14 protein-coding genes are annotated in these 17,373 nt (G+C 44.2%); 5 read left to right on the forward strand and 9 right to left on the reverse strand.

The window, feature by feature from the left end; all coding sequences use genetic code 11:
* Positions 1–9: 9 nt before the first annotated feature.
* On the reverse strand, positions 10–1,365 hold the full coding sequence (locus tag ICL16_RS34995; RefSeq protein ID WP_190836184.1) for a serine/threonine protein kinase: 1,356 nt from the start codon (positions 1,363–1,365) through the stop codon (positions 10–12).
* Positions 1,362–2,699: a serine/threonine protein kinase gene (locus ICL16_RS35000; protein WP_190836185.1), complete on the reverse strand. Its 1,338-nt coding sequence runs from the start codon at positions 2,697–2,699 to the stop codon at positions 1,362–1,364. The genes ICL16_RS34995 and ICL16_RS35000 overlap by 4 nt, the downstream gene beginning before the upstream one ends.
* 230 nt (positions 2,700–2,929) lie before the next feature.
* On the opposite strand from ICL16_RS35000, the gene ICL16_RS35005 reads away from it, so the two are divergent.
* Positions 2,930–3,643, forward strand: coding sequence for a rubrerythrin family protein (locus ICL16_RS35005; RefSeq protein WP_190836186.1), 714 nt, complete (start codon positions 2,930–2,932; stop codon positions 3,641–3,643).
* 57 nt (positions 3,644–3,700) lie between these two features.
* Here ICL16_RS35005 and ICL16_RS35010 read toward each other — a convergent pair whose 3' ends face one another.
* The 5 genes from ICL16_RS35010 to ICL16_RS35030 form a co-directional block, all read right to left on the reverse strand.
* Entirely contained in the window at positions 3,701–4,177 is a 477-nt protein-coding gene (locus ICL16_RS35010; protein ID WP_190836187.1) for a hypothetical protein, read from the reverse strand.
* Positions 4,171–4,467 (reverse strand): hypothetical protein, encoded by a 297-nt coding sequence (locus ICL16_RS35015; RefSeq protein ID WP_190836188.1) that lies wholly within the window; start codon positions 4,465–4,467, stop codon positions 4,171–4,173. Before ICL16_RS35015 ends, ICL16_RS35010 begins: the two co-directional genes overlap by 7 nt.
* Positions 4,468–4,565: 98 nt before the next feature.
* A complete protein-coding gene (locus tag ICL16_RS35020; protein ID WP_190836189.1) occupies positions 4,566–4,772 on the reverse strand; it encodes a hypothetical protein in 207 nt (68 codons plus the stop codon).
* A 53-nt stretch (positions 4,773–4,825) separates the two neighbouring features.
* On the reverse strand, positions 4,826–5,623 hold the full coding sequence (locus tag ICL16_RS35025) for an anti-sigma factor (protein WP_190836190.1): 798 nt from the start codon (positions 5,621–5,623) through the stop codon (positions 4,826–4,828).
* Positions 5,624–5,646: 23 nt separating this feature from the next.
* Positions 5,647–6,225: a sigma-70 family RNA polymerase sigma factor gene (locus ICL16_RS35030; protein ID WP_190836191.1), complete on the reverse strand. Its 579-nt coding sequence runs from the start codon at positions 6,223–6,225 to the stop codon at positions 5,647–5,649.
* Positions 6,226–6,542: 317 nt separating this feature from the next.
* Between ICL16_RS35030 and ICL16_RS35035 the strand changes: the two genes are divergently transcribed.
* Positions 6,543–7,106: a fasciclin domain-containing protein gene (locus ICL16_RS35035; RefSeq protein WP_190836192.1), complete on the forward strand. Its 564-nt coding sequence runs from the start codon at positions 6,543–6,545 to the stop codon at positions 7,104–7,106.
* A 169-nt stretch (positions 7,107–7,275) separates the two neighbouring features.
* Positions 7,276–7,620, forward strand: coding sequence for a luciferase domain-containing protein (locus ICL16_RS35040; protein WP_190836193.1), 345 nt, complete (start codon positions 7,276–7,278; stop codon positions 7,618–7,620).
* Positions 7,621–7,686: 66 nt separating this feature from the next.
* Here the strand turns inward: ICL16_RS35040 and ICL16_RS35045 are convergent, their stop codons facing one another.
* On the reverse strand, positions 7,687–12,093 hold the full coding sequence (locus ICL16_RS35045; RefSeq protein WP_190836194.1) for an nSTAND1 domain-containing NTPase: 4,407 nt from the start codon (positions 12,091–12,093) through the stop codon (positions 7,687–7,689).
* A 157-nt stretch (positions 12,094–12,250) separates the two neighbouring features.
* On the opposite strand from ICL16_RS35045, the gene ICL16_RS35050 reads away from it, so the two are divergent.
* Both ICL16_RS35050 and ICL16_RS35055 read left to right on the forward strand, forming a co-directional pair.
* Complete coding sequence (locus ICL16_RS35050; protein WP_190836195.1) at positions 12,251–13,780, forward strand: FGGY-family carbohydrate kinase; 1,530 nt, start codon at positions 12,251–12,253, stop codon at positions 13,778–13,780.
* A gap of 25 nt (positions 13,781–13,805) precedes the next feature.
* On the forward strand, positions 13,806–14,861 hold the full coding sequence (locus ICL16_RS35055) for an NAD(P)H-dependent glycerol-3-phosphate dehydrogenase (protein WP_190836196.1): 1,056 nt from the start codon (positions 13,806–13,808) through the stop codon (positions 14,859–14,861).
* A 319-nt stretch (positions 14,862–15,180) separates the two neighbouring features.
* Here ICL16_RS35055 and ICL16_RS35060 read toward each other — a convergent pair whose 3' ends face one another.
* A complete protein-coding gene (locus ICL16_RS35060; RefSeq protein WP_190836197.1) occupies positions 15,181–17,241 on the reverse strand; it encodes a WD40 repeat domain-containing protein in 2,061 nt (686 codons plus the stop codon).
* Positions 17,242–17,373 lie beyond the last annotated feature (132 nt).

The following is a 17,373-nucleotide window of genomic DNA, read 5'->3' on the forward strand; positions in this document are numbered from 1 at the left end:
TACTAGCAGTTATAACCAGTCACCAATTTCCTTTGCCAACCATTCAATTTCTGCATCAGATAATTGATCGGAATTCTTAAGACGATATATTGGTGTATCATCATGATCTAAAAACAAAAGCAGAAACAAAAAGTTTGCTGGATTATTCGTGTAATTTAACTTGACAAGTTGTATATTAGATATTTTTTCCCTTGAGATGGGAGAATAATTACGCCATTTTAATCCTAGTAAATCATGTTCTTCTACAAGGTTTTGTGAGTTAATCCTTAAACGAGTTCTTTTGAAAAGCGCCCGGAGAAGAATCACAATCATAAAAGTTATTGCCGGCACTTGTAAGAAAAGAAATGTCGCAAAACTAGGTGAATGATCTCGAAATAAAAAAAACGGTAAACCAAGAGCAATAGGTGTAGCAAAGGAAATCAACATGAGATGAACAATTCCAAGTCCATGAGGCGGAAAAATAATTTCCAAACTCTCAAACGTTTTTGATAAGCGAATTTTACTACCTGGTGGTTGCCTTAACTGTTGTTTTGATATTGACGTTTCCTTTTTTCTCTGCCGAGGGTTGTCTAAAACTTCTATTGCTTGTTGTGCGGATACAAATCGCTGATCTAAACTTGGCTCAGTCATCCACTCTAACCAATCAGCAAATTCTGCACTAATATTGGCTATGGTACGAAATTGAAGGCGTAAATCTTGCTGTGGTAGTTCGGTAGGATGTAATCCTGTAACCAGATAAATCAAAGTTGCACCTAAACTATAAAGATCGGAAGCCTGAGTAACTCTTCCACCAAATTGTTCTGGGGGCATATACCCATAAGTACCGACTACAGTAATTGTCCCGCCTTCATGGGCAGCTAAGGTTTGTACCGAACCAAAATCTACCAGGTATACTTGACCTACACTATTACCAGAGCGATTGGTAAGCAGGATATTACTGGGTTTAATGTCACGATGAATTACAGGTGGTTGCTGGGTGTGGAGATAGGTGAGAATTGTCAGGAGAGATTTAGCTAACTCTTTTACCTCTGCTTCACTAAAAGTCCTTCCTGCTTGTAAGTGTTCCTCTAAAGATTTTGCCGCAACGTAACTTTGCACCAACCCAAAGCCTTTGTCTTGGGCGGTGTCTATGTCAAAATAGTCTAGATAGCTTGGGATGGCGGGATGATTGAGGGCTTTTAAAGTCTCTGCTTCTCTTTGAAATAGTTTTAAGTCTTGCCAGTTGAAGTCTTGTCCTAAATACAGCAGTTTCACTACTACCTGCTGTGAAGTCTGCAAATCTAAGGCTAGTAGAGTTCGTCTTCCAGTTTGTCTTCCTAGTTGTTGTTGGATTTGATAACGTTTATTTAATATTTCGTTAATCATTGTTTTGACTCCTGGTTGTTGGAGAGACGCCCCACCGGGGCGTCTCTACGAATCCTTTGTCTTCTTTCATACCACTTAGCAATAGATTTGCTCGCTTCACCCATACTTAGCCCAGTGATGATTGAGGGTGCTATTACCCAGAATAGATTCGTGACAATTACATTGTCAGAGCTATAGTAGTAGAAAGATTTGAAGTACATTAAAGCAACTGCTGTGCCAAGTATGGTGCTTATGGTACTTACTGTACGTCGGTGCAAATTTGCATTTTTTAAAGGATAAAAGAATAACCTGGTAATAATCCCGACTAAAAATCCGTTGGCAAACGCTAATGGTATGCCAATCAAAGCACCAACATATGCTCCTAACATTGTTCCATATGCTGGAGCTATGATAGTACTATATAGAGCAGCACATGTTGACACTACTATGCCGCCAATTATGGTGCTCCGCCAAATTGCTTCCCAGAATAACACTAGGGTGTTCACAGTTTTCAGCGAACTAACTCCAGGTACTGTGAATCTATGCCCTTCATTCAAAGCTTCTAATGCTGCTTGTGCGCATGTCAATCGTCGCTCTAAACTAGGTTCAGTTAACCATTGCAACCAATCGACAAATTCTGGACTCAGGTTAGCGGCTTCTTCAAATGCTATCCGCATATCTTTATTGGGTAAATCGGCTGGATGGGTAGCCGTCGTCAAGGCGATTAGTGTGGCTCCGAGACTGTAAAGATCGGAAGCAGCTGTCGCATAGCCGCCAAATTGCTCTGGAGGCATGTATCCGTAAGTACCTACAACTGTGACTGTTTTGCCTGCCTTACTTGCTAGGGTTTGGACGGAACCAAAATCTACTAGGTAAATTTTACCCACGCTATTACCAGAACGATCTGCCAAAATTATATTGCTGGGTTTAATGTCGCGGTGAATGACTGGTGGTTGTCGCCCATGCAGGTAAGACAGTATTTCTAGCAGCGATCGCGCAATTTGTTTGACTTCTGTTTCTGTGAATCCCCTCTGCATTTCTTCTTCCAGCGATTTGCCTGCAACATAGCTTTGAACTAGGGCATAACCTTTGCTACTTTCTAACTCAAAGTAATCTATGTAACGAGGAATGGCAGGATGCTCCAGTGCTTTGAGGGTTTCTGCTTCTCTTTCAAATAGCTTTAAGTCTTCCCAAGCAAAATCACTGCTGAAGGTGAGTAGCTTGATGATGACTAATTGCTGAGTTTCTAAGTCACGCGCTAGCAGAGTACGTCTTCCTGCTTTCTTGCCCAATTGTTGCTGGATTTCATAGCGTTGTTGAAGAATTTTGGAATCATCACTGGTGTTACCAGCCATGCACCTACTCCTTACTGTAGCCAATATCTCTGGTTATAGTCCAGTTTTTTATAGACTACAAAGGGGCGATCGCTTTTTCCGTATTTTTTCAGTATTAGTTATGACATCGAAGAGTGCCACCACAAAAACTTGACATCTCATAGTCGTTATGAGTACTATTAAAAAGTAAGTCGTAGTCGTTATGAGTACAAGTTACGGCGACAATCTGTGAGTAATAGAGAGAAAGCACTATGGATTTATCAAACTCCAACACCGCAAAAAACCTGGCTGACGCCTTTGCAGGGGAAGCAATGGCGAATCGTAAGTATTTGTTTTTTGCAGAGGTGACTCGTCAGTTGGGTATGACTGAATTATCTAAACTTTTTCGCGAAACGGCAAACCAAGAGACAGAACACGCCTTTGCCCACTTTCGATTAATGCATCCAGAGTTGGTGGTGGATGATGTGGCGGCGTTGAGTGAAGAGCAAAAAAAGGCGATCGCTGCACGCTGCTTAGAGTTAGGGATTGAGGGAGAAACCTACGAGTACACTACTATGTACCCTGGATTTACTGAGCAAGCGCGTGCAGATAGAGATAACAAAGCTGTAGTAGAGTTTGAAGCACAACAAGTGGAATCTCGCGAACATGCACAGATGTTCCGCAAAGCTGCCCACAACTTTGGTTTATTAACTCATATCGAAAATCATCATGCCCGTCAGTATTCAGAAGCACTCCAAGCTTTAGATGGAGTTGCTCCTGCACTCAAGGCAGCAGGCAAAGAGCCGGCGACTCAGAAATGGATTTGCCGCCAGTGTTCGATGATTTACGATCCAGTTGAAGGCGATCCTGATTCGGGAATTGCTCCCGGTACACCATTTGCAGCAATTCCTGAAGATTGGCTTTGCCCGATTTGTGGTGCTACGAAGAAAACGTTTGTTCCTTACGAAGAAGCTGTAGCTGCTTAGGAATTTCATCAACCGGGTTTTGCAATAACCCGGTTTATTACAGCAATACCGTCGAGATCACAAAACCGTTGTAAATTCGCTTCCGCCAAAGATTGTAGTCCCAATTGGGGTTAGGGTGACAGTATTGTTAAATTGAAAAGGAATAACACCTGGTGATGCATCTAACTTAACAGTTAGTGAGTCTAGCACTGAGGAAAGTCCTAGATTAGAATCAGTTAGCAATGCATTGCCTAAATTGTTGTTTACGACTTCAAAAGAGTCATTGGGATGAGAATAATTTGTGAGATAATCTTTAATGAAATTACCAAGGGGGATGACATCTTTGAAGGCGCTTGGGTCAATTCCATCAACATAATCTAAATTAACAGTGACATCGGCAACTATACCACCATCAATTGGAGATGTAACGTCTTCTAAACGAAATGAAACAATATCGTTTATGTTGCCATTTGGGGTACGAGTATTTGTGTTGTTAAATTGGAAAGGAATAATGGCTGGTGCGACATCAAGATTCACACTTAAAGAGTCTAGCACGGAGGAAAGCCTAGATTATTATCACTTAGCAACTCCAGAGTGAGATTGCGATTGATAACTTCAAATAAGTCATTGGGATTATTTGGATAATTAGTCAGGTAATCTTTGATATTATTAGCAATGGGTACGACATTTTTTAATTCACTTGGGTTCAGCCCATCTATATAATCCAAGTTAACTGTAACATCAGCAACTTCTTTATTTTCCACTTGAAGTCGAATGTCTTCTAACTTAAACGAAACTAAGTTAGATGTGCGTGTTCTGCTATCAAAATTGGATGACTGTGACATAATCTAATCGATCAGGTATAAATTTTGCATTGACAACAACTGCTGGACGTACTTTAGTTGCGGACAAATCAGAGAAAGGATACTGTACCAAGAGGACATCATTTTTGGAGTAACTCGCCATAGATGTCGTCCTCGGTATTATCCCAAACGTTATGAACTGATTGCTCGCTCACTTTTAGCCAAAACTGCTGTTCATCCTCCTGTGCTAAAACTGTCACCAGCACTTTTGCACCATTGGTAAGAGGAACATTTTCTAGTAATTCTATTTTGCCTTCGCGGACGGTAGCCCATACTGTTCTCAACATCGTGATTTTTCCTTTGCGCTCCTAACTCATTGTCGCAAAATTTCTATCAAGCATCATATCCGACTTTGCATGATCAGCGGACCTCCTTGAGTTGTGGGATCGGTGATTGCATCCAGGGTGATTAACATTTGTGTGGGGCTTGCGCCGCAGTTGTCAGATAAGACAGTTATTTGGATATACCCTTGGGTGTTACTGTTAAATTGTCCGCAATAGGTTAGAGAAGTATGGGTGGGAATTTTTGCCCAAAGTCGATAAACTCGTCCTTGGGGAAGTTGTGGTAAATTTTGTACTAGTATAATGACTTGTTTTTTTTCAGCAGACATCACTAAGCTGCCAGATGCTGAGTTGCCAGAACCTTCTAGGCTGTATAGTAGAGTTTTGGGCTGCTGTAGTGTACTCAAAACAGGACTGATGTTCTGAGCTTGTTGGAGATTGCGTTGTAAGTTTTGAATTTTAGCATTTGCTTGTTGAAGTTCAAAGCTGAGTTGGTAAGTGCGCAGTCCTAAAACTGTGATGAGACTTGCTGCGATCGCACCTCCTATCCCTATAATCAGTTTGACCCGAGTTGGTTGTGGTATTGTTTGAGCTACTTGGAGTGGTGCTTGTTCAACCGATGCTAAGCTGTTTGTTGCCGCTGCTAAAATATTTGTGCGTAAGTGTTCGGGTGGTTCAATTGGCACTACGTCGGCAAAAACATCGAAGGCATTGTGAAAGCTATCCACCTCTTGGTGCAATTCAGGATGCTCATTGAGTAAGTTCTCTAAAACAGCGGCTTCTTCATCGCTGAGGTTATTAAGGATGTATCCTGCTATGAGGTCTTGGTAATTATTTGGTAGTTGTGAATTTACCATAAAAAAGCAATTTATTGTTATATTTATAGAGGATTTTGTAGGCGTTGGCGAAGTTTAATCAGTCCTTGACGAGAGCGAGTTTTCACAGTACCCAAGGGTAAATTTAAGCGTTTGGCTATTTCCGACTGACTCAAGCCTTCATAGTAGGCAATCTCTAAAATTTCTCGCTCACCTTCAGACAAATCTGCGAGGGCTTGGCGAAGGATTTGGGATTGCTCAGTTTGCGCTATATCATCTAGAAGAGGTGATGTTTCCTGGTTTGATAAATGCTGCCATTTTTGGAGAAAGCGGTTACGGGTTCCTTGAGCGCGTAGTTTGTCAATCGAACGCGATCGCGTCATAGTAGTGAGAAAGGTTTTCAGCGTTCCTTTAGAACTTTGGTAGGCATCCTTTTGCCAGAAGGTGAGAAATACATCCTGTGTTACATCCTCTGCTTCTTCTGTACTGCCCAAAATTCTGTACGCCAAACTGTAAACAAGTCGAGCGTAGCGATCGTACAAAACATTAAGAGCATGAACGCGACCTTCCCGCAAGGCAGCGAGAACATCTTCATCCGATAAGCTTTTCAGCGTAGAGATTTCTGGCGAGGAATCTGGAGCCATTATAGAGCAAAAGCAGTAAGCAGACGCTCATATTTTACTGGAGTTGTAGAGACGCGATATATCGCGTCTCTACTTATTTAGATAGGTTGAGAAAAAATTTTTTTATTTTTCCAATCCAATCGCCTGCCGTTCCCGTATTAGTTATAGAAGCATGAAAAATGCTCAAAACTTCTAGAAGTAGATTAGGCATCTCCTGATTTTATTGCTCTACCCAGGAGTTGCCCATTGTAATACCACCTTTTCAGTGTAACCGCTAGACAGTTTTCTAGCGTTCAATCTGGCGTGACAATTTTATTACATTTATAAGGAGTAGAATCATGCAAGCATTGCATAACAGCATTAGAGCAGCAATTGGTGTTTTGTCAGTTGCAGCAGTGGTTTCAGTAGCTTCCGCTAGCTTTGCCGCGCCAAAGAGCTTCCACTCATCCCAGGGAATGGTAACTGCTCAAGGAAATCAGGCTGGCACAATCGTTGATGTTGCTTCTAAGAATTCCTCATTCAGCACTCTGGTTAAAGCACTCAAAGCTGCTGGACTAGTAGAAACACTGTCAGGACAAGGTCCTTATACTGTATTTGCCCCCACAAATGCAGCATTTGCCGCACTACCAAAAGGAACTTTAGATAAACTGCTCAAGCCTGAAAATAAAGAAACTTTGCAGAAAGTATTAACATATCACGTTGTTTCAGGTAACTTGAAGTCCAGCAGTTTGAAGTCCGGAGATGTTACTACAGTTGAAGGAGCAAGCGCAAAGGTTAATGTATCAAATGGTCGAGTGAGGGTAAATAACGCCACAGTTACTAAAGCGGATATTTCAGCCAGTAATGGTGTAATTCACGTAATCGATAAAGTCCTTCTACCGCCTGATGTGTCACTCAAATAACCAACCCGTTTAAACACGGTATCTAATGTAGAGACGTTACATGTAACGTCTCTACACGATTGGTGGGCTGACATCAATTCCCAAAAAACCCAATTTACCTATCTATTGCAACTCGGAATCATTATGAGTATGATTAATATATAAAGATGATTTAATTGAGGCTCATAGTATGAGTAACATCAGACAAGAAATTCTACAGGAAGTACAAACCTGGCAAGGTTTGACAGTTGCGTCTCATCGCTTTGGTGGCACAGAGTTTCAAGTAAATGGTCGAGAAATTGGTCACTTGCATGGGGATGACCAAGCTGACATTCCTTTTACAGTTAAGATACGCAAAGAACTTGTAGAATCAGGCAAAGCTTCTCCCCATCACATATATCCCAACAGCGGCTGGATTTCTTACTACATTCATGGTGTTGAAGATGTTCCCCTGCTGCTAGAACTGCTGCGCAAGAATTATGACCGATTATCGAAGAAACGGCAGGACGTTAAATTTGAGGAAATAGCGGCTTAGGACAAGGATTTTCGTAGGGGTACGGCTAGCTGCCCCTACCATCACCCCGATCTATGAACGGGAAGTTCAGGTGCGATCGCACACATGACGATCTTCCTTGGTAAGATTAGGGTTAGTCTTGAGATAATCATGTACCCACTCACACCCACGCCTCAATACCATATCTAGCTCCAATAGCTCCAAGTTCCACAGCAGCACGTTTGTATCATTACTACCCGACGCCAGCAGCTTACCGTCAGGACTCCAAGCTATACTCCTAACCGCACTGCTATGCCCTGTGAGTCTCATCATTTCCTCACCTTCAAGGTTCCAGAGTTTGACAGTGCCACTATCACTTGCCGAAGCCAGCAACCCCCCTGGGGGGTTAGGGCTAAAACTGACGCTGTAAACCCTGCCATCACCTCCATTCTTAGTCCAGAGTTCCTTGCGGTTCTCCAAATTCCAGAGTTTGATAGTGTCGTCAGCACTCCCCGAAGCTAGCATCTTGCCATCGGGACTCCAAGCGACGCTCCTAACTTCATTGCCATGCCCCCCAAGCGTCTGAGCCTTGCCGTTCTCTAGACTCCAGAGTTTAATGGTGTCATCCTTACCTCCCGAAGCCAACAACCCCCCATAGCCCCCCTTAATAAGGGGGGTTGGGGGGTTGGGACTCCACGCGACGCTTTCAACCCAGCTACCATTTTTAATCGTCCTGAAGATCTTGCCCTCCAAACTCCAGATTTTTAAGGTTTCGTCAGCACTTCCCGAAGCTAGCATCTTGCCATCGGGACTCCAAACTACGCTCCTGACATCATTGCTATGCTTCCCAAGCATCTGAGCCGTGCCGTTCGTTAAGCTCCAGAGTTTGATAGTCTTGTCCTCACTACCCGAAGCCAGCAGCTTGCCGTTAGGATTCCACACAACGCTGTAGACTTTACGGCTGTGCCTCCCTTTTATCCCTGGCAATTCTTTGCCCTCAAGATTCCAGAGTTTGACACTCTTATCATCACTCCCCGAAGCCAACATCTTGCCATCAGGGCTGAAGTTGACACTCCTCACTACATCGCTATGCCCTATGAGCGTCTTAAGTTGCTTGCCTTCAGTAGCCCAAAGTCTAATCGTACCATCAATACTTCCCCACGCCAACATCTTGTCGTCAGGACTCCAAGCTGCACTTTCAATCCAGCTACTATTTTTAATCGTCCTGAGGATCTTGCCCTCAACAGTGCATAGTTTGACAGTTCTGTCAATACTTGCTGAAGCTAACATCTTGCCGTTGGGACTCCAAACTACGCTCCTAACAGAATCGCTATGCTGCTTGAGCGTCCAGAGTTCTTTGCCATCAGCCGTCTTCCAGAGTTTGACGGTTTTATCATAACTCCCCGAAGCCAGCAGCTTGCCATCTGGGCTGAAGCTGATGCTTCCAACTTGACCGCTATGCCCTTTGAGTGTCTTGAGTTCCTTACCATCTTGATTCCACAGTTTGATAGTACCATCATTACTTCCCGAAGCCAGCATCTTGCCATTAGGACTGAAGCTAACGCTCAGAACAGGAGCAGGGCTATGTTTGAGCGTCCTCAGTTCCAAGCCGTCTTCGTTCCAGAGTTTGATAGTGCCGTTGGCAGTTCCCGCCGCTAGCAACTTGCCATCGGGGCTAAAGCTGACGCGCAAGGCACGGCTATTTTTGATCGTCCTTAGTTCCTTGCCATCTACCATCCGCCATAATTTGATGGTGTCGTCAGCACCCGCTGAAGCTAGCAACCCCCCTTCGCCCCCTGAAATTTGGGGGGTTGAGGGGTTTGGGCTGAAGCTAACGCTAAAAACGGCACGGTTATGTTTGAGCGTATTGAGTTGCTTGCCCTCAAGACTCCAGAGTTTGATGGTGCCGTCATTACTTGCCGAGGCGAGCATCTTGCTATCGGGGCTGAAGCTGATGCTCTCAACATTTTTACTATGCCCGAACCAGTGGTTACGCTCTCTTGCCGAGTAAAGTACATGCTGTAGTGCCGTCAAAGCCTGAAACCTAGTTTTACTATCTACCCCAATTACCTTTTTCAGTTTTTTCCCAGCTTTTAAACCTTCGATCAATGCTTCTAACTGTTGATCTGAGGCAAAGAGTACTTTTGAAGATGCACTGAGAGTTTTGATTTGATCCACTTGACTCTGATACCATTGAACAAGAGCGAATCCCAATACGACGGCAAACCCTGCCGTGACTATTCCAATTGTGCGGTGGCGGTTTTTGCGTTGACACTGGAGGCTGCGCTGTACAAACTCAGCTTCTACCTGGTTGAACCAGTTGTCAGTTGAATCAAGTACCTGCTTCAAGAAATTGAGGCGGGGATTAGTATGCCAAAGAAATTTTGCTTGTCGCTTTCTTGTCCAAAACTGCTCTAACCAATCACGCGGATTGGCAGTCCATTGAAACGTTGTCTGTTGGTTGCTTTTCCACTCCATTGCAGCAGGTGTCAGCCGCCGTTGTAAAATCAAACTTTCGTATTCCTGTTGTTTCCAAACCAGCAGCTTTTGCCATCCCTGTACTAAGGCATCATGAGCAGGTTCAATATAGGGGTTTCCCTCAGAATCTTGCCCTTTTACCAGCAAGCGTGCCTCGGTAAATTGCCGAATTACCCTCTGCACTCGCTCATTTTTTGTTTGAGCATACTCCAGTTCCGATAAGAGAACCTTTCGACGAGCTAACTCACTGCCATCTACTGCCACCATCCGTAGCATTACCTGCTTAATAATCAGCGTATAAGTATCATCGTGCTTTTTTAACTGCTCATATTCAAAGTTAGCTCTTTGGGTAAGGCTGCGCGTAACACCACCCAATTCTTCATAATCTGTTTGCGCGATCGCCCGCTCAGTCCTTGTCCCCTCCCGCACACTTTGAATATACTTAAAATAAAGCTCGCTGAGAGTGAAAGACAGCAGTGGCAGCGCTCCTGGCATCTGCATCACCTCATCAATCAACCGATCTACCAAAGTGGGTGGTTCAAAATACATCACTCTAGCACTAGCGGGTTCCACAATCACTTCCCGCAATTCCTCCCGCGTCATTGCAGGCACGACAAACCGAGCCGATGTCCAATACGGCTTCAAGGCAGTATCGCTCAATTGCGGTTCAAAGTCATTTCGCAGCGTCACCACCAAGCGTAACTGCTCTGGACAAGCCTTGATTGCAAGAGCTAACCCCGAAAGAAACTTCTCTCGCTCTGTATCACTCTGGCATAATGTGACTAATTCTTCAAACTGGTCGATCAAAAGCAGCAGCTTTGAGTTAGGGTTAAGCTGACTCCAATTCACCAATCTTGCCACCAAGGTATTAACTCCAGCTTCAGGAGCTTTGCGATCGACAACTGGCAAGTTTTCTTTAATCAGCGTGTTGTTCAAAGCTTTAAAGGGGGAATCTCCAAGACGGATGGGAGCTAAAATGCGCCATTCTGGCTGATGCTTCAATTGAGGAATCAATCCGGCTTTGACTAAGCTCGACTTACCCGAACCGGAAGCGCCCAGTACAACTGTTAACGGATGCGTCGTGACAAATTCAAGTAGCTTTTGAGTCAAAGTGGTTCTACCAAAGAACTTGTCGCTGTCTTCTTCTTCAAACGATGCTAACCCCTTATACGGGTTAGTTTTTTCATCCAGTTTGGGGGCTGCTTCTAATCGTGCGCGCTCAAAACCGCGCACGGGAAAAACGTACTCCCCTTTTTCATGCCTCTTGAGTTGACAGATTTGCGGAGTTTGTTTGGTAGTTATCTGATCATGTAAATAAAGATATAGTTCCGTTGCCGTCATCACGCCATCATTGGTAAAATCAGCCTCTCCACTGAGTGCTAAAAAGAGAGCTTCTGCAAAGGGAGAGTGACCTTTACAATCGCCCCGCTGCCCGAAACGATAGAAGGAATCTACGGCTTTCTCGTCATGAGCGGCTGAGGTAATTACCTGCTGAGCGCAACCGGCAATGAAGCGATCGTAACGTTCTCGATAGATTTTTTGCGATCGCACCGCCTCTCGATGCAATCCCGCCCAGCGAAAGGTACCTGCAAAGCAACAGTCGAGGATAATTAATAAATGACGGCATTGTAGCTTGACTAGGGCATTGTGCAGTTGTTGCATGGAAAGCCAAGTGGTATCATCCTGTTGTGCATCTTGCGGTACAAGAAAGCCTACTGGTCCATCTGCATTGTCTAGTCCATCTTGAGCGAAACCATGTCCGGCAAAGTAGAACAAGAATCTGTCATCCGGTTCAACGTTTATTTTACTACCATCTGCTAAAGGAAGCTTTTGCTCTTCAAAAGCTGCCAACAAACTGGTAAGTTTGTCCTTAGTTGCTTCTCCATCTAACAACCGTAGAACTTGGTACTGATAGTTTTCCTCTAAAATGATGGCAAGTTGGTTAGCATCATTGACTGCGGTTTTCAGTTCTGGGATACCATTGATATAACTATTAACCCCAATAACCATTGCCAAACTGCGTTTAAACTCAGGCATAATCAACATATTTTAATATTGCGGTTGTGCGGGTTTGCATTATTGTTGTACATTCCCCACTTTTATATCTTTATGTTCCAAAAGCGATCGCGCACTCTAAAGTATAACACTTGGAAATTCTCTGAGCGATGAATTGTTTATTCTTAATAGGTGTACAATGACTAATCACAACCGATTAGTAATAGGAATTGATTGTAGTACAACTGCGTGTAAAGCGATCGCCTGGAACAAAGAAGGAAAAGCTGTAGCCGAAGGACGGGCACAGTATCCGTTATTACAACCGCAAGCTTCTTGGTATGAGCAGGATGCAACCCAATGGTGGTATAGCACTTGTAATGCTATTAAGCAATTGCTGAGTCAGATAGATACTAAACAAATAGAAGCAGTTTGTATCACCCATCAACGGGAAACTTTTGTCGCTGTAGACAGTGAAGGTAAACCAGTTCGCAATGCCATTGTCTGGATGGACAAACGCAGCCGTCAACAAGTATCTTATTTGACACAGAAAATCGGCACAGAAAAAATTAACCAAATAACGGGTAAACCAAATTCGATGACACCTTCTCTACCCAAAATTATTTGGCTCACCCAGCATGAACCGGAAACTATTACCCGCACCCATAAATTCTTAGATGTTCATGGTTATCTAGTATACCATCTAACCAAAAATTTCCGCACTAGTTTAGCTTCTGCCGATCCGATGGGAGTCATAGATATGCAAGCTAATACTTGGGCTTCGGATTTACTCACTATAGGACTACAAAAAGGACAATTTGCCGACTTAGTACAACCAGGTTTAATAATTGGCTATATCAATGAAAGTGCAGCAGCAGCGACAGGATTGCCTTCCGGTTTACCCGTAATTGCTGGTGCTGGAGATGGGCAGTGTGCAGGTTTGGGGGCAAATGCTATTGGCAATAAACGCGCCTATCTAAATTTAGGCACGGCGATCGCCAGTGGTATCATCAGCAGTGATTATCTAGTAAACCCAGCCTTCCGTACCATGTATGCGCCCGTGCCTAAATCTTATTTTCTAGAAACCCTGTTACAGGGCGGTGTATTCACAATCAACTGGTTTATAGAAAAATTTGCCCACGACTTGCGCAATTCTAATTTGAACCTCACTCCAGAAGAAATTCTGGAAACAGCAGCGGCAAAACTACCTCCAGGTGCAGATGGGTTAATGTTAGTACCTTACTGGAATCAAGTCATGAATCCCTATTGGGATGCTAGCGCTTCTGGTATTACTATCGGTTGGACGGGAACACATGGGCGGGAACATCTTTATCGGGCAATTTTAGAGGGGATTGCTTTTGAACAAAGACTTGTAGGGGATGCAGTCATGGCAGCAATGGATCAAAAGTTCAGTGAGTATGTAGTGATGGGAGGTGGCGCTCAAAGCAATCTTTGGTGTCAAATTATTGCTGACATTACAGGTGTGCCAGCGGTACGCTCTACGACTACCGAAGCCACTTGTTTAGGAGCGGGTATTCTTGCAGCTGTCGCAGTAGGGTGGTATCCTGACATTAATGTTGCTGCTGAATCGATGACTAGTACTGGGTTACGTTTTACACCAAATTCTCAGACCCAAGCTATTTATGAAAAACTTTACACCGAAGTCTACAAACCATTATTTCCTACCTTGCAGTCATTAGTGCAGCGATTAACTGATTTAACACAAGTGTAAAAGATTACTTAGGATTAGAGGCAAAATGGTGAAAATCTTAATTTTGGGTGCAGGTGTGATGGGAACAGCCTTAAGTGTACCTCTCATCGATAACGGACATATCGTTAATTTAGTCGGTACACACCTAGACGGTGATATTATTGCCAAGTTACAAGCGGGTTATCCCCATCCCCGTTTGGGTATCAGAGTAGGAGAAAGTGTTACAGCTTATAGCTATGACCAATTGAGTCAAGCCATACAAGGTGTAGACTTGGTTGTGATTGGCGTTAATTCCCACGGGATAGAATGGGCAGCCCTTGCTCTTAGTCCGGTTTTGTCAGCAGATATTCCCATCTTGGTTGTGACGAAGGGATTGGCGGGTGATGGCGAAAAACTATCGATTTTGCCTGAGGTGATACGAGCGAATTTACCAAATACTATCAGCTCGCGCATCCAAATTGTCGCGATCGGCGGTCCTTCCATTGCCCAAGAATTAGCAGCCCGTCGCCATACTTGCGTGATGTTTACCAGTACAAATCAAACTTTGTTGTCACACTTGGCAGAGTTAGCACGTACTCCTTACTATCACATTTGGACAAATACCGACATCATCGGCATTGAAGTGTGTGTCGCCATGAAAAATGTCTACGCTCTTGCTGTTGGCTTAGTGATCGGCTTTTTGGAAAAAGCTGGTAAAGCTGTTAATGATGCAGAAATGCACAATTTGGCTGCGGCTATCTTTGCTCAAGGTATGTGGGAAACAGCCTACTTAGTAAATAAGATGGGAGGCAAACCCGAAAGCGTTTACAGTCTTCCCGGTTCCGGAGATTTGTACGTTACCTGTCAAGGTGGACGTAATAGCCGGATGGGGCGTTTGTTGGGTTTGGGTATTTCCTACAGTCAAGCTAAAGCCGAATATATGCCAAATGATACTGTTGAGGGTGCTTCCTTAGCTTTAGCAATTGGACAAACGGTAGAAAATATGATTGAAAAAGGTGATTTGGATGCGATCGCCCTACCTTTATTACGTACCATGATTGATATTGTCTGTCATGATGCCCCAGCAATTATTCCTTGGGATAGGTTCTTTGCTACCAAATAAAGGAGATTGGCATCAAGCCGAGATATTTGTAAAATCATGTAGGATGGTCTGAAAACATTGATTATAGCTACCTTTTAGCCATTCTTGAAAATAAGCGTGCTACACGAAAAACTGCAAATATACGGTTGACAGAAGATGGGATTAAGCATCCCATTCCCATTTCGTGTAATGCCTACTTTTGATCCATTGTTGGGATTTGAGTTTAGTATGAATATTGAACAAAAAAATTTTAGAGGAAAGCTCTATCATGTAAAGCTTCTTTTAGTTAAGTGACGCAGATGTCAGGTTCGCTGAGCTTACCCGAACTGCAAATTATGAATTACTCTTTTGTACCTTGCAATCGCAAAAAATGCATCCCTCCTGATGCATCCCCAGCAACAACTCTCACGCCATCGGGTGCAACAGCATAGTAAGATATTGCCCCATCCCCTACGAAACTGGCAATTACTTCCTCAGTTTGCCAATTCCAGACTTTGAGTGTGTTGTCACGGGAACCAGAAATCACGTACTTACCGTCTGGGGTGAAGGCGAGTGCAATTACCGAGTCACGATGACCGACTAAGGTACGCAGTTGTTCTCCGGTTTGCCAATTCCAGACTTTGAGTGTGTTGTCACGGGAACCAGAAATCACGTACTTGCCATCTGGGGTGAGGGCGAGTGCAATTACCCTTTCACGATGACCGACTAAGGTACGCAGTTGTTCTCCAGTTTGCCAATCCCAGACTTTAAGTGTGTTGTCACGGGAACCAGAAATCACGTACTTGCCATCTGGGGTGAGGGCGAGTGCTTTTACTAAGTCATTATGACCGACTAGGGTACGCAGTTGTTCTCCGGTTTGCCAATCCCAGACTTTAAGGGTGGTGTCAAAGGAACCAGAAATCACGTACTTACCGTCTGAGGTGAAGGCGAGTGCGCTTACCTCTTTATTATGACCGACTAAGGTACGTAGTTGTTCTCCAGTTTGCCAATTCCAGACTTTGAGGGTGTCAGAGGAACCAGAAATCACGTACTGGCCATCTGGGGTCAGGGCGAGTGCGCTTACCTCTTTATTATGACCGACTAAGGTACGCAGTTGTTCTCCAGTTTGCCAATTCCAGACTTTGAGGGTCGTGTCAGAGGAACCAGAAATCACGTACTGGCCATCTGGGGTCAGGGCGAGTGCATTTACCATCTCACTATGACCAACTAAGGTACGCAGTTGTTCTCCGGTTTGCCAATTCCAGACTTTGAGGGTGTTGTCATAGGAACCAGAAATCACGTACAAGCTATCTGGGGTCAGGGCGAGTGCATTTACCCAAAAACTATGACCGACTAAGGTACGCAGTTGTTCTCCGGTTTGCCAATTCCAGACTTTGAGGGTGGTGTCCCAGGAACCAGAAATCACGTACTTGCCATCTGGGATGAGGGCGAGTGCAACTACCCTTTCACTATGACCGACTAGGGTACGCAGTTCTTCTCCTGTTTGCCAATTCCAGATGAGGGTGGTGTCAAGGGAACCAGAAATCACGTACTGGCCATCTGGGGTGAGGGCAACTGCAACCCACTCACTATGACCGACTAGGGTACGTAGTTCTTCTCCAGTTTGCCAATTCCAGACTTTGAGGGTCTTGTCATCGGAACCAGAAATCACGTACAAACCATCTGGGGTGAAGGCAACTGCATTTACCGAGTCACTATGACCGACTAGGGTACGTAGTTCTTCTCCAGTTTGCCAATTCCAGACTTTGAGTGTCTTGTCACGGGAAGCAGAAATCACGTACAAACCATCTGGAGTGAGGGCGAGTGAATATACCGACTCACTATGACCGACTAGGGTACGTAGTTGTTCTCCAGTTTGCCAATTCCAGACTTTGAGGGTTTTGTCACCAGAACCAGAAATCACGTACTTGCCATCTGTAGTGAGGGCAACTGCATTTACCCAGTCACTGTGACCTGCTAGGGTACGTAGTTGTTCTCCGGTTTGCCAATTCCAGACTTTGAGGGTCTTGTCACGGGAAGCAGAAATCACGTATTTGCCATCTGTGGTGAGGGCAACTGCATTTACCGAGTCACTATGACCTGCTAGGGTACGTAGTTGTTCTCCGGTTTGCCAATTCCAGACTTTGAGGGTTTTGTCATTGGAAGCAGAAATCACGTACTGACTATCTGGGGTGAGGGCGAGTGCATTTACCCAGTCACTATGACCTGCTAGGGTACGTACTAAGGAACCGCCAGGAGGAGCCAAGCTGGCTGTTTGGGGAAGCAAGGAAGGGGTTTTGCATTGCTGCGCCTGCGTTAACAATCTTTGAATTTCTGAACTTTCAAAACCCAGCAACCGCCCTAATAATTGCCCTGGTAATTGCTGTTTATCTTGATTTAAAATATGTGCTGACAGTCGCAATGCACCTTGAATTAACTGTAAATTCTCATCCTCCGGTAAAAAATCATAATCTGCTACAATACCTTTGCCAAAAAAAGAGGATGAAGAGAGAGGGCAGATGTAGTAGAGTTATGGTCTCTCACAACGACAACT

It is taken from the genome of Iningainema tapete BLCC-T55 (genome assembly GCF_014698965.1).
In the GTDB taxonomy this organism is placed as follows: Bacteria; Cyanobacteriota; Cyanobacteriia; order Cyanobacteriales; family Nostocaceae; genus Iningainema; species Iningainema tapete.